11 protein-coding genes and 2 tRNA genes are annotated in these 13361 nt (G+C 63.3%); 6 read left to right on the top strand and 7 right to left on the bottom strand.

Translation table 11 applies throughout. The features are described from left to right. The first annotated feature begins 6 nt into the window (after positions 1–6). Positions 7–810: a hypothetical protein gene (locus tag GJ632_RS03870; protein ID WP_343161008.1), complete on the top strand. Its 804-nt coding sequence runs from the start codon at positions 7–9 to the stop codon at positions 808–810. Positions 811–875: 65 nt separating this feature from the next. Next, on the top strand, positions 876–1346 hold the full coding sequence (locus tag GJ632_RS03865) for a hypothetical protein (RefSeq protein WP_191452144.1): 471 nt from the start codon (positions 876–878) through the stop codon (positions 1344–1346). A 70-nt stretch (positions 1347–1416) separates the two neighbouring features. On the opposite strand, the gene GJ632_RS03860 is transcribed toward GJ632_RS03865, so the two are convergent. Further along, positions 1417–1917, bottom strand: a complete 501-nt coding sequence (locus GJ632_RS03860) for an MOSC domain-containing protein (RefSeq protein ID WP_089809023.1) — start codon at positions 1915–1917, stop codon at positions 1417–1419. 196 nt (positions 1918–2113) lie between these two features. Further along, positions 2114–2184, bottom strand: a tRNA-Gly gene (locus GJ632_RS03855). A 193-nt stretch (positions 2185–2377) separates the two neighbouring features. On the opposite strand from GJ632_RS03855, the gene GJ632_RS03850 reads away from it, so the two are divergent. Next, the gene (locus GJ632_RS03850) at positions 2378–3211 is read left to right on the top strand and encodes an NAD+ synthase (protein ID WP_191452143.1); all 834 of its coding nucleotides are present in this window, start codon (positions 2378–2380) and stop codon (positions 3209–3211) included. A gap of 20 nt (positions 3212–3231) precedes the next feature. Here GJ632_RS03850 and GJ632_RS23005 read toward each other — a convergent pair whose 3' ends face one another. Both GJ632_RS23005 and GJ632_RS03845 read right to left on the bottom strand, forming a co-directional pair. Further along, a complete protein-coding gene (locus GJ632_RS23005) occupies positions 3232–3465 on the bottom strand; it encodes a hypothetical protein (RefSeq protein WP_231751324.1) in 234 nt (77 codons plus the stop codon). Continuing rightward, positions 3411–3965 carry an enoyl-CoA hydratase/isomerase family protein gene (locus GJ632_RS03845; protein ID WP_231751323.1) on the bottom strand — a complete coding sequence of 185 codons (555 nt, stop codon included), beginning with the start codon at positions 3963–3965 and terminating at the stop codon, positions 3411–3413. The genes GJ632_RS23005 and GJ632_RS03845 overlap by 55 nt, the downstream gene beginning before the upstream one ends. Positions 3966–4025: 60 nt before the next feature. Here GJ632_RS03845 and GJ632_RS03840 point away from each other — a divergent pair, with 60 nt between their 5' ends. The 3 genes from GJ632_RS03840 to GJ632_RS03830 all read left to right on the top strand — a co-directional run bounded on the left by GJ632_RS03840 (position 4026) and on the right by GJ632_RS03830 (position 6627). Then, positions 4026–4706 carry a hypothetical protein gene (locus GJ632_RS03840; RefSeq protein ID WP_191452142.1) on the top strand — a complete coding sequence of 227 codons (681 nt, stop codon included), beginning with the start codon at positions 4026–4028 and terminating at the stop codon, positions 4704–4706. Between the two features lie 79 nt (positions 4707–4785). After that, positions 4786–4857: transfer RNA gene (locus GJ632_RS03835), tRNA-Thr, on the top strand. A 96-nt stretch (positions 4858–4953) separates the two neighbouring features. Further along, positions 4954–6627 carry a helix-turn-helix domain-containing protein gene (locus GJ632_RS03830; protein WP_191452141.1) on the top strand — a complete coding sequence of 558 codons (1674 nt, stop codon included), beginning with the start codon at positions 4954–4956 and terminating at the stop codon, positions 6625–6627. Between the two features lie 434 nt (positions 6628–7061). Here the strand turns inward: GJ632_RS03830 and GJ632_RS03825 are convergent, their stop codons facing one another. Genes GJ632_RS03825 through pglZ form a run of 3 tightly spaced genes read right to left on the bottom strand, consistent with a single transcriptional unit; the run spans position 7062 to position 13361 of the window. Next, a complete protein-coding gene (locus tag GJ632_RS03825; protein ID WP_191452140.1) occupies positions 7062–9980 on the bottom strand; it encodes a helicase-related protein in 2919 nt (972 codons plus the stop codon). Further along, on the bottom strand, positions 9977–11167 hold the full coding sequence (locus GJ632_RS03820) for a hypothetical protein (protein ID WP_191452139.1): 1191 nt from the start codon (positions 11165–11167) through the stop codon (positions 9977–9979). Before GJ632_RS03820 ends, GJ632_RS03825 begins: the two co-directional genes overlap by 4 nt. A 31-nt stretch (positions 11168–11198) precedes the next feature. Continuing rightward, on the bottom strand, positions 11199–13361 hold the full coding sequence (pglZ, locus tag GJ632_RS03815) for a BREX-5 system phosphatase PglZ (RefSeq protein WP_191452138.1): 2163 nt from the start codon (positions 13359–13361) through the stop codon (positions 11199–11201).

Below are 13361 nucleotides of genomic sequence, written 5' to 3'. Positions count from 1 at the left end.
TCCGGCGTGCCCCGCGCCATCGCCATCAACGTCGCCGCCAACACCACGCTCCCGGGCGTCCGCGGCCCCGTCTACCCCGACGGCACGTTCGCCTACGTCCCCATCCCCGAGCGAGAACCCACGCGCTCGGACGCGACGGTACCGACGTACGCCGACATCGACCCGCCCGTCGAACTGCCCGCCGACGTCCGCGACGCGCGGGTCCACCTGGACCCCGAGTTCGCCGGCTACCCGTTCTGCGAGCGCTACACCTACGGCGACGAACACGGCGTGAAGGCCGGGCCGCTCTCGGGTCTGGACCCGGGCGACTGGCTACTGTTCTACGCGACGCTGGACCGGCACGAGACGGTGGGCGGCGACGCCGACGGGAATCCCGGAGTCGACGCCGCAGACGGCCCAGAGACGGACGCCTCGGACGGCCCGGAGACGGACGCCGCGGACTACCTCGCGCCCGAGTGGGGCGCGTACCTCGTCGGCGCGTTCGAAGTCGCCGTCGCCGTCACGGGCGAGGCGTACGAGTCGCTCCCGGCGACCGACCGCGCCCGATTCGCCAACAACGCGCACGTCAAGCGCGAGACGTTCGACGCCGAGGTCCTCGTCGCCGGCACCGACCGCTCGCGCCTGTTCGACCGCGTGGTTCCGCTCTCCTCGCCCGACGCGGGCGCCGACGCGAACCGCATCGTCACCGACCTCTCGAACGACTCGGGGCGGGGGCCGTGGTGGCGGCGCGTCCTCCGGTTCGACGCCGACGCGACGGCCGACCTGTTGGCCCTCTTCGACTCGCGCGCGTTCGGGCCGTACCTCGACTGAACGCGTCCGGAAAACAGACTCTCTCCGACGCGAATGCTTTTCACCTCCGACGAATAGTCGCAGGCATGAACGGATGGGAGTCCACGCTCTCGCGACGCCGACTCCTCGCCGCGACTGCGGCGGGCGTTTCCGCGCTCGCGGGGTGTGGTGGGGTGAACGCGCAGAACGACCGGCCCGAGGGGACCGCCAGTCTCGGTTACGTCCGGGTGGTGAACCGCCACGACGCCGACCACACGGTCCACGTGCTGGTCGAACGCGGCGACGAAGTCGCCTTCTGGTCGTCGTACGACCTCTCGGCCGCCGGTGAGGACGCCGCCGCCGTCGCCGTCGAGGGCCCGTGGGCCGACGCCGCCGCCGAGGCGGCGTACGAGGTGCACTTCCGCGTCGACGACCGGAGCGAGTGGAAGACGTTCAGCACGGCCGAGAGCGACCTCGACTGCTACGGACTCGAAGCCCGCGTGAACGACGACGCCGGACTCGGCCTGTGGGTCGAACACGAACCCGACGTGTGCGGGACGGGGACGCCGGCGGAGTAGACGCCTGTCGCTCGACGTCCCGGTCGGCGTCGTAATCGGCGACCGATCGGACCCGGTCAGCGCTCGTCGCTCACCAGTTCACGTCGTCTCCGACGGCGATGCGCCCCGACTCGACGATGCGAGCGTCGAGGCCGCCGCGGTGTTCGAGCGCCGCCGCCGCGTCCGGTTCGTTCGCGAGCGACTCCATGTAGCCGCAGGGTTCACAGAGGCCCACTCCTTCGAGGACGGCCTCACCGACGCGGAAGCGCTCGCCGACGAGGTGGTTGAGTGCCACCCCTCGGGTCGTGACGTTCCGACGGTGCGCGCCCGGTTCGAACTCCACGTCGTAGTCCGCGGCGGCGGCCGCCAGCGCTTCGGCCTCGACGAGCGTGACGTCACTCGGCTCCAAGTCGTCTCGGTCGTTGTAGATGCCGTCGCCGTCGAAGTACCGGTCCCCTTCGAGGCCGCGGCCCGCGACGGCCCTGACGGACTCTCGCGACTCCGGGTCGCCGCCCGTCCCCGACGCGACGTGGATGCGTTCGACCGAACCGACCCGCGTCTCACCCCTCGAATCGCCCTCGTTTCGGCTCATACCCGTATCATCCCGTCGAGAGTGAAAAATCAGTGTGCCGACCGGGAGTTCCACCGAGGGAAACGAGGCGAACGTCGGTCGGCGAACGGCGGCAGGGAGTGCGCCGACCGGGAATTGAACCTCACTCGCAACAAGTTGCTCGCTGCTTCAATTTCCGCTGCGGCGATTTCACTCCTCACTTCGTTCGGAGTAGAAATGCGCCGACCGGGAATTGAACCCGGACTATTAGCTTGGGAAGCTAATGTCCTACCATTGGACCATCGGCGCTCACTTCGTTCGCACCGGGCGTCACCTCACTTCCTTCAGTGACCCGTCGGCGCGCATCTTCACCTAATCGCCCCGCCGCACTTGAACGTAGCGTTTCGCCGACCCGGCAGTTCGGCCCCTCGAAACTGGACGGGCGTCCACGGAACCGCGCCGACGGGTGTCTATTAGTTCTCTGAGGTGCTATCGTAGACTGATGAGCACGGACCAGACGGTTCTGAGCGACACCGCTCCCCTCGACCTTCGCCTGTCGGACGACGAACTCGAAGCGACGCACGAGCACATCCTGCAGTTCATCCGCGACGTGGTCGACGACGCCGGCGCCGAAGGGGCCGTTCTCGGCCTCTCGGGCGGCATCGACAGCACGACCACGGCCTATCTCGCCGTCGAAGCGCTCGGGACGGAGAACCTGCACGGACTGGTGATGCCGAGCGTCGTCAACACCGACGAGAACATGAGCGACGCCGAACGCGTCGCCCAGGAGTTGGGAATCGAGTACGACGTCGTCGAGATTCAGCCCATCGCCGAGACGTTCTTCGACACGTTCCCCGAGGCGGCCGACGACCGGATGGCCGCCGGGAACGTCTACGTCCGCGTCCGCGGCGTCCTGAACTACTTCGTCGCCAACCACGAGAACAAGGTGGTCCTCGGGACGGGCAACCGCTCGGAGGCGCTGGCGGGCTACTTCACGAAGTACGGCGACCAGGCGGTGGACTGCAACCCCATCGGCAACCTCTACAAGCAGCAGGTCCGGCAACTGGCCGCCCACGTCGGCGTCGCAGAGGACCTCGTGATGAAGACGCCCTCCGCGGAGATGTGGTCCGGCCAGACCGACGAGGAGGAGATGGGGATGGACTACGACACGCTGGACGCCATCCTCGCCCTGCACGTGGACGGTCCGCTCTCGAAGTCCGCGACGACGACGCACCTCGACGTGACCGAGGCGCAGGTGGACCGCGTCGTCGAACTGTACGAACGGAGCGAACACAAGCGCCACACCCCGCCCGCGCCGGACCCGCTCGACCTCTGAGCGACTTCATCTGAGCGACTTCAGCCGTCGGACGCCTCGTCCTCTGCTTCCTCTCCCGTTCGCGCCCGCCGGATGTCGTCGACGTATCGCTCGTGGAGGCGCGCGAAGGCCGCCGCTTCGGCCCGTTCGCGCGCCTCGTCGTCCGCGTCGTCCCGGAGTCGTTCCTTCACGACGCGGAGCGCGTCCGGTCGGTTGGCGGCTATCTCGTCGGCGACGGCCCGCGGGTTCTCGACGACGCGCGAGACGAGCCCCATCCGGCGGCCTCCGCGGCGTCCACCACCCGCCCGGAGAGCGCGAAGTCCATCGCCTCCGCCCTCGCCGACGACGCGGGGCAAGCGGACGGTGCCGCCCCACGCGCCGAACAGGCCGAACTCGCGCCCGGTTCGGCGAACGTCGCCTCCGGCGTCGCCACGCGCACGTCGCAGGCGAGGGCCATCTCGACGCCGCCGCCGCGGGCCGCGCCGTCGACGCCGGCGACGACGACGGCGGGCGCGTCGCTGATTTCGTTCGCCACGCGCTGCCCTCGTCGCGCGAACGCCTCGGGGTCCGAGAGGTCCGCGACGCTGTCGAGGTCCGCGCCCGCGCAGAACTGCCCGTCGGCACCGCGGAGGTAGACGACGGGTGTCTCCGCGGGGTCGACGCCGCTCACGGCGGCGGCTAGGTCGTCCAGGTCGGTGGGTCGGAGCGCGTTTCGTCGCTCCGGGCGGTCGATGGTCACGACGCGCACCGGTCCGTCCGCCGTCGTTCGAATCATGCGCGTCTGTCCTGCGCGTTTTCCAAAGGTCTTTGCCCTTGCCGCCGTAACTCTCGGCTAATGGACGACGCCGTGCGGGCCCGCGATGCCGCGCGTGAGGCGCTCGACGATATCGAGCCTGACCGCCTCCGTGAGGTGTTGTTCGACCGTCTCGACGAAACTTCGATGACCCCCGGGGTGCTCACCGTCCTGAGCGCCCGTGCGCTCGACCCGAGCGTGGACGCCGACGCCGACGGACTGGCCGAACGAGCCGCGGGCGTCCAACTCATCTACGAGGGTCTCCGACTCACGCGAACGCTGACACACGAGGAGCCGTGGCTCACCGCCGAGGAGGGAGACATCGACGGCGACATCGACATCCTCGCCGCCGACGTCCTCGTCTCTCGGGGATTCTACGTCCTCGCACGGACGGACGCCGCCAAGCGGGCGGTCGAAGTCGTCCGCGCGTTCGGTCGCGACCAGACGCTCCGGCAGGGACAGGACGACGCCGACACGCTCGACAGGAACCTCGAAGCGGACATCTTCACGCTCTCCGTCGTCGCCGGCACGACGGCCGTCGGCGGCGACGCCCCGCCCGCACTCTTGGAGTACGCCGCCGAGTTGGCCCGCGAGTGCGACGCCGAGGGAAGTCTGCCGCCCGCTACCGCCGCCTTCTCGGACGCGACGACCGAACGTATCGCGTCGCTGTCCGTCGCGAGTCGCGGCGACGACCGGGTGCCGTCCTCGGCGACGGACCGATAAGGCGTGTCGTGAAACTCCGTGACGCGGCGTCCCCGAATCGAAACGCCTAAAGACGAATCAGGCCAACGAGCGTATGCGTGCCTGGGTAGCTTAGCGGTAAAGCGCGTCCTTGGTAAGGACGAGAGCCCGGGTTCAAATCCCGGCCTAGGCTTGCGACGTTTCCTTCACATCCTACTTTCACTACCCCCAGCCTCGCGAATACGGCTGATTCGGCTGGACGCGCTTCGACTGCGCGGGGGTGGTCGTCGTGAGTATCGAGTCGGCTCCGATCGGCGAGGTTAGTCCGGCAGAACTCTCTGCTGGAGATCATTCGACTCGAAAAGCACTCCCAGCGCCGGTATCCCACGGGGCTGGAGTCTCGATCACACTCGACGACGACGTCGCGGTATACAACGCGCTCCGAGACCTCTGGCGGCAGCGCGACCTTTCGCCAGGTGACGAGGTCGTCCTAGCCGACGATTTCGACGTCGACTACCTGGATGATGATCTTGCTCTCCTTTGGACGTCGAGCAAATGGAAGGCAGGGATGGATCGCGGTCACGGCTGGAAGCAGTGGTACAAGCACCATCTCAAGCTTCGCCACGTCGTTCGAGACCCGGAGACCGGCGAGATCAAAACGTATCGCAAAAACCCCGTCTCCCTCAGGCTCACGATTGAACCCCAGATAACGGGGCTGACATACAAAGACGGCAACGAGGTCCATCTGCCCTTCGGGGAAGGGACGCGAGTGAATATCCAGACGACGTACTGCGAGCGCGGCACCCAGGTCGTTACGCGAGCATTGGAGGCACTGGATGCAGCTCTCGGTGGCAGGGTGAATATCGACGCATCCGACATCAAGCAGGAATCTGCTCGCATCTGGAAGGCCGAAGCCCACTTCCGATTCGACATCAATCGGAAGCAGGCGGTCGTTCGGTCGCTCCAGCACACTGGCAAGCTCATCGACGTCGGCGGGCGGTCGGAGCTCGACGAGTATCGGCGTCGCCAGCAGGAAGGGTGGCTCGAAGCTCGTGTCGAGTCCGACCGATTTGACCATCTCGGGTTCGACGAAGTCGGTTACTCCGAGCTCCTGAAGGTGTACCAGACTGGCAACTGGAGCAACCGGTCGCCGAGCGACCCACTCCATCACCCGAAGCTTGAAGCAGCGATTAACGGCACGAAGGGAAGCAACGCGCCCCATCTTTCGGAGTGGGACGACGTGATGTTTCGGCTGCGATCTCTGGTCTGCGCTCACGCCGAGTGGGCCGGTATCGAGGAGACTGATCTCGTCGCGGACGACTACTTCGACCCGTCCCGACAGCCCACGTTCGAGTGGGACCACCCCGAGGGTCGACGCGAGGACCTTGCGAACTACTACAACCGCTTCGAGGCCGTTATCCAGCAAGAGGCGCTCCAGAAGCAGACGCTCGCAGTGTACGACCTGCTGATGGTGATCGCAGAGCACCACGGAGCGACCTACGACCAGCTGGAGGAATTGGTCGGCCTCTCCCGTTCGACGCTCCAGTACCACGTCTCACGCCTGAAGAGCGTCGGCCTGCTCACTACGATCGGGAATCCGTGTATCGTCGCATTCGACGCAGAGTACCTCTACGAGACAGCTGACGAGGTGCTCAACGAGCTCGCCACGGCGCACTTCTCCGAAGAGACCCTGTCACGGCGGCGTCTGGCCCGCGAAGAGCGGGCGAGCGAGCGGGAAGCCAAGCGGGAAGGGCGTGACACTCCTGACGAAGAAGGCGATGAGAAGGCGGAATACGGCCCCGAAGAACGAGGTGGAGACGATGACGGGCCAGCGCCCTTCGTCTACCTGCGAGATTGGTACGGGACGCCTCAGATGTTGATGGACGAGATCGTCGGTGGGGACCGAACTGAGCGCGATGTGCGGGTACGGCTCTTAGAGGGGCGATCGAACACACCGAGATAACCTGGGGCCGCGGTGGCCTCACGGTTCGCCCTATCGTTAGCTACAGCAATCGCAGTTTGAACCCCTTTTTTGACCCTATCTCCCGCCGATTTTGACACACTTACGACAAGTTGGTGAAGAGCAACTCAAAGGCCCTCGTTTCCGGTGCAGATACGGCGTATCCGGGTGCCTTGGTGCCCGAACGCCGCCCCGGCAGTGGGAGGGTATTGCAGTTGTTTCGACCACGATTTTGGCGATCCAGCACCTGAGGCCGTCTCGGCTACAGATTCGGGTTGCGGGAGGGCCTTAGGGTAGTGCCACTAAGGTGGTGGGAGAATTGCGCGGCGCGCAGAGCGCGCGCCGCGCTGGCTATCGCGTTACACCGTCGTTGACCGCCGAAGAGGCGGAATCTCCCCCGGTACCCTCGGTAATCATGTCGCAAAATGGTCTTAGGCCTATATCGGGAGGGAGAGGCAGATGTTCTCGACTTCGGGAGCCAACGAAATCACCTGCGCCTTCCGCTGCAGCTCACGCCGCCGTTTCTCGATCCGCTCCTCCAACTTCGACAGTCGGTCGCGCTGTCTCCGAATCGCGATGTCCATGTCCGACCCCGCTTCGGCTTTCCGCTCGTAGTCCGCGATGAACGTCTCGATCCGCTCCCGCTCGGCTTCCGCGTAGGCCTCGAGATCATCGAGTTCTTGCTGGGTCTCCTCTCGACGACGCTCGTGGAGTTTGTCGCGTCGTGATTCGACACGCTGGCTCACGTATCGGTCGGCGGACGACCGCATCTCGCTCTGGTGTTCGAGGAGCGTTCGTACACGGTCCCCATCCGGGGAGCCTTTGATCGTGTCTCCCTCGATGATTCGTTGGCCGAGGCGCTGCTGGGGATCACGGTGTGCCGCATCGACGAACACGGGGAGAATCTCCTCGCGGATTACCTCGCCCGTCCCGTCCTCGAACCTGACGCGGTAGTTGTAGGTGATTCCCGGCTCGTCGACGAACGGGAGCAGCTTGAGCCCCACAGCACCCTGTTCACTGTCGAGCACCCGCTGCATCAGTTCTTGGACGAGATCTGCATCGGGAGAGATGTACTCGATTCCGTCGTGGTCCATCGCGAACTCACGGTTGAACGTGAACGGTCCATACGGCTCACCGTCACGCGAGCGCCGAAGCGAATCGGGCAGCTCTGCACGGAAGAGGTTGTTTCCAGCCTTCTCGACATCCCCGCCGAGCGCGGAGATTCCCAGCTCGAAGAACTGTCGGATGTCGGCTTCACTCCCATAGACGTCCTCGGACTGGTCCATCACCTCCTGGATCTTGCGGCGACTCTCTTCGTCGAACGTGCTGGTGTCAATGAGGCTTCGTTCGTACCACTCCGCGAGCGTCCGCTGTCGCTCGTCGATGAGCTCTTCGAGTTCCTCCTTGGTCGCACTCGCTGGCTCGTCGTTCCGAATAGACTCCATAATGAGCGAGTCGACGTTGATGTCGTCGAGCATCCCCAGCACGTCGGCAGTGTTCCCCAGCTGGCCGCGGATGTTCTCGACCTTCTCCTGGAGCATCTCGAACACCTCGCTCTCGCGGGTGTCCTCGAACGAGAAGTTCCATACCTTGACCTCCTTCTCCTGCCCGTAGCGGTGGAGACGACCGATTCGCTGTTCCAGGCGATTCGGATTCCACGGCAGTTCGTAGTTGACCATGATGTGGCAGCTGTGCTGGAGGTCGATCCCTTCGCTCGCTGCGTCGGTCGCGAAGAGCAGCCGTGATTGGCCGTGGTTGAATTCGTCCTCGATGCGAGCGCGGTCTTCCTTGTCGACGCCGCCGTGAATGACGAGTATCTCGTCGGCCCACGGCTCGTCCTTCACCAAGTCGAGGATGTAATCGAGAGTGTCACGGTACTCCGTGAACAGCAGCACCTTCTCGTTAGGCTGCTCCTCGAGCAGTTGCTGGATGTACCGTCGAACTTTCTGGGCCTTCGAGTCGACAGGGATGCCCTCTGCGAGCGAGACGAGGTCTCTGAGCGTTTCGATCTCCTCTTCGAGTTGGGCGTCGCTCTCGGTGATCGTGAGGCCTGCAAGCTCTTCTTCGGCCTTCTGTTGGTCCTGCTCGTCGAGGTCCTCCCCCTCAAGATAGGCAGAGGCCTCCTCAGATAGATTGGTGGCGGTGGATTGCTGGTCGACGAGGTTCGCGAGGCGGCGGCTGAGCGTCGCCTTGATCGCGCCGATACTGCTGACGAGGCGCTTCTGCATCAGTGCCATCGCGAAGCCCACAGCAGGCTCGTTGAGCTGTTCAGAGCGATTGTAGACGTGTTTGACGTAGTCCGTCACCGCTCTGTAGAACTGGCGTTCCTCGTGGGTCATCTGGACGGGGATGGTCCCGACCTCGCGGTTCGGGAAGATCCGCTCGCCGTCGTCGTCGTAGATGGTCTGCTTGCCGCGGCGCATCATCACGCGGTCGACCGCCTCCTTCGAGAGGTCCTGGTCTTCGGCGACGAGGAACGGGTCGATGTACTCGATGAGCGACCGGAACGCGTCGCCCTTGCCGTCGTGTGGGGTTGCGCTCAGCAGGAGGAGCGAGTCGGAGTTGTCGGCCACTCGTTCGACCATCTTGGACGTCTTGCTCGGTGACTCACCCCGTTTGGCCGCCTTGTGTGCCTCGTCGACGACCACGACGTCCCAGAACGCGTCGTCGAGTTCGTCGCGGAACTCCTCCTGGCGGAGGAACGCCATGCTCGTGACCATCTGCTGATGGTCCTGGTCCCAGATGTTCGCTTCTTCGCCGAGGCGGCGTCGTTCACCCTCGACCCACTGCCGGTCTGCCGGTGTGAGGCTGATGTCGAAGAAGCGGTCCATGTCGCGGATCCACTTCTTCTGGAGATGGGCAGGGACGACGAACAAGACTCGGTCGGCGCGGTTGCGTGCAGTGAGTTCCTTGAGGATGAGCCCCGCCTCAATGGTCTTGCCCAGCCCGACGTCGTCCGCGATGAGCGCTCGCTGTCGGAGCTTCTGCATCACCCAGTTCACGCAGGCGAGCTGGTACGGTTCGAGACGAACGAGTGAGTTCGAGATGGAGAGCAGCTGTCCCTGTTCGTGGGCGATCTGGAGCTGGAGTGCCTGTGAACGGAGGTCGAACCAGTCTGCGGAGACGGATTCGTGCTCTGGATGCAACTGAGACGCAGTCGCGGGTTCGAGAGCGCCCAGCTGGTCACGCTTGCGCTCGATCTCCACGTCTTCGATACAGACGGTCTTGACGCCGACGTCCTCGACGTACGCCCGCAGATACTCGAGGTCGCCGACGGAGTACGTCTTGATGACCTCGGCGGGGTTGTCGTTGAGGAGGATCGCGTCTCCGGGGGCGAGCTCCACGTTATCGTTCATACGTAGTGTTTGGAGAGGCTTTGAATGATGGGGAGCGGTATGTCAGTAGGATTCGTCCGGATGTAGTTCGCTAACTCCGATTTGGTGATGTTTATCGCGTCTTCGTGCTCAAAATCATCGTCACTGAATACATAGAGGAGATCTGCATTGTTCAAGAAGCCACGGAGATCCTCGTCGGCTAAGGAGCCACTTTTCGATTGAACACCAATCACTTTCGGACGAACATCCCCGGGATTCCTACCCTGAAGGATCACTTCGATATCTGCTTGGAACTTTGGTGCAGACTTCGACATCACAACGGCGTCTTCCGCTCTTTGAACGTAACTGACGACTAACTCTTCCAGACCATCACCACCGCCAATTGCATGGATTAAATCTTCATCGTCCAGCGCCCATAGTCTCTGAATAAGACTTTGATAATCCACTTGGTGAGAGACGCGATCGGCATTGACGACCGCGATTTCATCATCAAACGTGAATTCATCGAATTTCGTAATCAGATCTCGAGCACGAGCATCGGTGATATTTTGGAGCCGATCGACGGTTTTCATCTCCGGTCGGTTCGTAAACTCTCGAGGCACGTCGCTCCGCGGGATACCCAGGTAGTCGACGTGGCGGAAAAACCAAAATCCAAGATCGAGAAATCGTTGTTTCCGTTCTTCCGTCAGATCTGACGTGGGGGTGTACTGTACGTCAGACCGCACACGTGCGAACACACGATGGCCGTCGTGACGAGTAGTCATTACGACATCGCCGATATCCATCCACAGAAGGAAGTTGATAATCGATTCGTTTGAGATTGTATCTGCTTTCCCGACACCCTTCGTGTTCGGGTCGTCCGCCTCATAGAAGTCCTGTAGAATCTCTTCGAGTGAAGATGGATTGTCCCGCACGTGACCGCCCCATCCTATCCCAATAAACTTATTCTCGAAAGCGAAAGTCCGCTTCGTCTCTTGATCGCTCGACTTCCCTCCGGGGTTATTGTCCATCCGGTACAGGAAAATTCGCTCCTCCGAGTCCTTATCTGGATCAACGAATTCGTAGCCGCGCTGGTCTGCCATTCCCCGACTTCGATAGTACTGACTCTCCAGTTTCGCTAACTGCTCGTCGCGTTCGTCCAGTGAATACTTGCTGGAGCCGAGGAACTGCCAGTCTGATAATCGAGGAAGATCCCGAATCGAAGACATATCTGGGATTGGTTTTCCTGTTGTCAAATATCTACTCCTGCGTGATGGTGACGAAGTTCAACACGAACTCCTGGGGGAGAATGCCGCCGTGGTAGAACCGCGCGTCGGGGAGTCCCTGATTGCGGAAGCGTTGGATCGGATCGGCGAGGATGCTGACCCTGGCGTCGTCGTCGAGATAGCCCAGGTGGGTATCCTCGTCGAGCAGGACGCCTGGTGCGTCGTCATCGAGATCTGTTCCAGCGACCCACCGGCGGGTCACCTGTTCGGCGTAATCCGGCGGGTGGAGGTCGTCGATATCGACGTGCTTCGGCAGCGAGACGAAGCCGTGATCCGAGAGGATGTAAGCTCGGTCCCACTCACCCTTCCGCAACTTCTCACAGATGATGCGAGAGATCGCTTCGATACGGTCGCTGAACAGCTCCTCGAAGTTGGTCAGCTCCTTCTCACCCGTCTCGTCGATGTCGTTCCAGTAGTAGGCGACGCGGGTGTTGCTCCAGCCCACCTCGTCCTCGGCGTCCTGCATGATGTAGCTCCAGCCGTCGTTCTCGAGGAGCGTCTGGCGATAGTGGTTCGTAATTTTGCGATCGTTGCGCTCCGGGACGAGTTCCCCATCCTGGAGTTCGATGTTGAAGCTGAATTTGCTGCCGGGGGTGAGCGCCGCCTTTCCGAACTCGGTGTCGGAGGGGAGAGTCCCGACCCACGTGCTCTCGTCGACTTCGAGCTGGGGAAGCTCGCGACGGATCGAGTCGGCGAGTTCGTGGGCGAGGTCGAAGCGCAACGCGTCGACGATGAACAGCGCGACGCTCTGGCCGCTCTGGAGGTGTTCCTGCTCCTCAGCGAAGAACTGGTGAGCGTGGTTCTCGCCGACGAACGGCGAGCCTGCTTCGATCTGATCTACGACGAGGTCACCGAGGTCGGTGAGGTACTCGAGGTACCGCGATTCGGTCAACGAGGAACGGAGATCGTCGAGCGTCGCCGTCGCTGGGTGCTCTTCGGGAAGTCCGGTCTCCGGTTCGCCGGAGACGATGAGGTTGAAGACGGCGTTGTCGATCTGCCAGGTCCCCCCGTCGACGTCGCCGTAGAGATCGACCACGTCACTGGTGTCGCCGCGCTCTTCCCACGTTGCGAGTTCGTCCGCGAGCGTGGCCACGTCGATGGCCTGCTCCCAGACGTTCGTCCACGGAACGTCGCCGTAGGTCGAGTCGAGTCGATTGTGGCGCTGTTTCGCCTGGGTGACACACGTCTCGTACTCTCCGCTGTTGAACGACTGGATCCACTCGTCCCAGAGCCGGTGTTCGAGCGAGGCGTCGACCGGACAGTCGACGAGCTCCCACGGTTCGTCGTAGGTGCGGAGGATGTCGTGCCAGAACCGCTGGTCGGGATCGAGGTAGACGTTTGCCAGTTCTTGCTTCTGTGCGGTCTTGCTCAGAACCGACCGGAGTTCGGGTCTGGAGACACCGAATCCCGTGCTCGGTTCGGGCTGGTACTCCTGCGGGAGCAGTGACTTGTCGAGCCCTTCGTCGACGAGCCACTCAGCGACCGCCCAGCGGCGCGTTCGCTCGACGATGGTTCGAGGGTCGGACTCACCTTCGACCGCTGTGACACCGTCGTCGACCAGCAGGTCGCGTATCTTCAGCAGATCGTCACCCTCGGGGAGGTTCCACGTGCCGTGTTCGAGGACGAACTGCACAGGGTCGTCGTGACCGTCGAGGACGATCTTCGTCTGGAGGCCCTGGAGCGACGGCAGGCCCCCCTCGCCGTTGAGTTCCTCGTAGAGCGTTTGAGCGACTTTCTCGCGATTCTCGGCGTCCTCGTAGGCAGTGCGAATCGTCGCCGCCTGGAGGCGATCGTTCTCGAAGCAGCGAGCGGCGAGTTTGCCGATGTTTTGCTCGACGACATCACCCGTGTGTTCGACGTCCTTGAACCAGTCTACCTTGTTCCCATCGTCGTCTTCCTTCGCGTGTGGAACGTACCAGACGGTTCGATCGCGTGGTGCCTCTGCACGGAGTTCTAATGGCGTCTGCTCGGCAGCGCGGAACTCACAGCGGAGTTGCGTGCTGGCGTGTTCGACGATATCGCGGAGAAAGCCGCCGTCGTCCCACCAGAGAATGACGGGGTCCTCGTCGGCTGCCTCGTCGATGGCGGTCTCAATGGCGTCATGGGCGCACTGTGGGAGGGTCTTTGTCGCAGGCAT

The sequence above is a fragment of the Halogeometricum sp. CBA1124 genome, from assembly GCF_009741955.1.
GTDB lineage: Archaea > Halobacteriota > Halobacteria > Halobacteriales > Haloferacaceae > Halogeometricum > Halogeometricum rufum.
This window is presented reverse-complemented; position numbering and strand designations above follow the sequence as displayed.

Bases quoted from the DNA above. Each gene is read 5' to 3' on its own strand.
- GJ632_RS03845 (WP_231751323.1), bottom strand. From the start codon at position 3,965: ATGATTCGAACGACGGCGGACGGACCGGTGCGCGTCGTGACCATCGAC.
- GJ632_RS03840 (WP_191452142.1), top strand. From the start codon at position 4,026: ATGGACGACGCCGTGCGGGCCCGCGATGCCGCGCGTGAGGCGCTCGAC.
- GJ632_RS03865 (WP_191452144.1), top strand. From the start codon at position 876: ATGAACGGATGGGAGTCCACGCTCTCGCGACGCCGACTCCTCGCCGCG.
- GJ632_RS03850 (WP_191452143.1), top strand. From the start codon at position 2,378: ATGAGCACGGACCAGACGGTTCTGAGCGACACCGCTCCCCTCGACCTT.
- GJ632_RS23005 (WP_231751324.1), bottom strand. From the start codon at position 3,465: ATGGGGCTCGTCTCGCGCGTCGTCGAGAACCCGCGGGCCGTCGCCGAC.
- GJ632_RS03825 (WP_191452140.1), bottom strand. From the start codon at position 9,980: ATGAACGATAACGTGGAGCTCGCCCCCGGAGACGCGATCCTCCTCAAC.
- GJ632_RS03820 (WP_191452139.1), bottom strand. From the start codon at position 11,167: ATGTCTTCGATTCGGGATCTTCCTCGATTATCAGACTGGCAGTTCCTC.
- GJ632_RS03860 (WP_089809023.1), bottom strand. From the start codon at position 1,917: ATGAGCCGAAACGAGGGCGATTCGAGGGGTGAGACGCGGGTCGGTTCG.
- pglZ (WP_191452138.1), bottom strand. From the start codon at position 13,361: ATGCCTGCGACAAAGACCCTCCCACAGTGCGCCCATGACGCCATTGAG.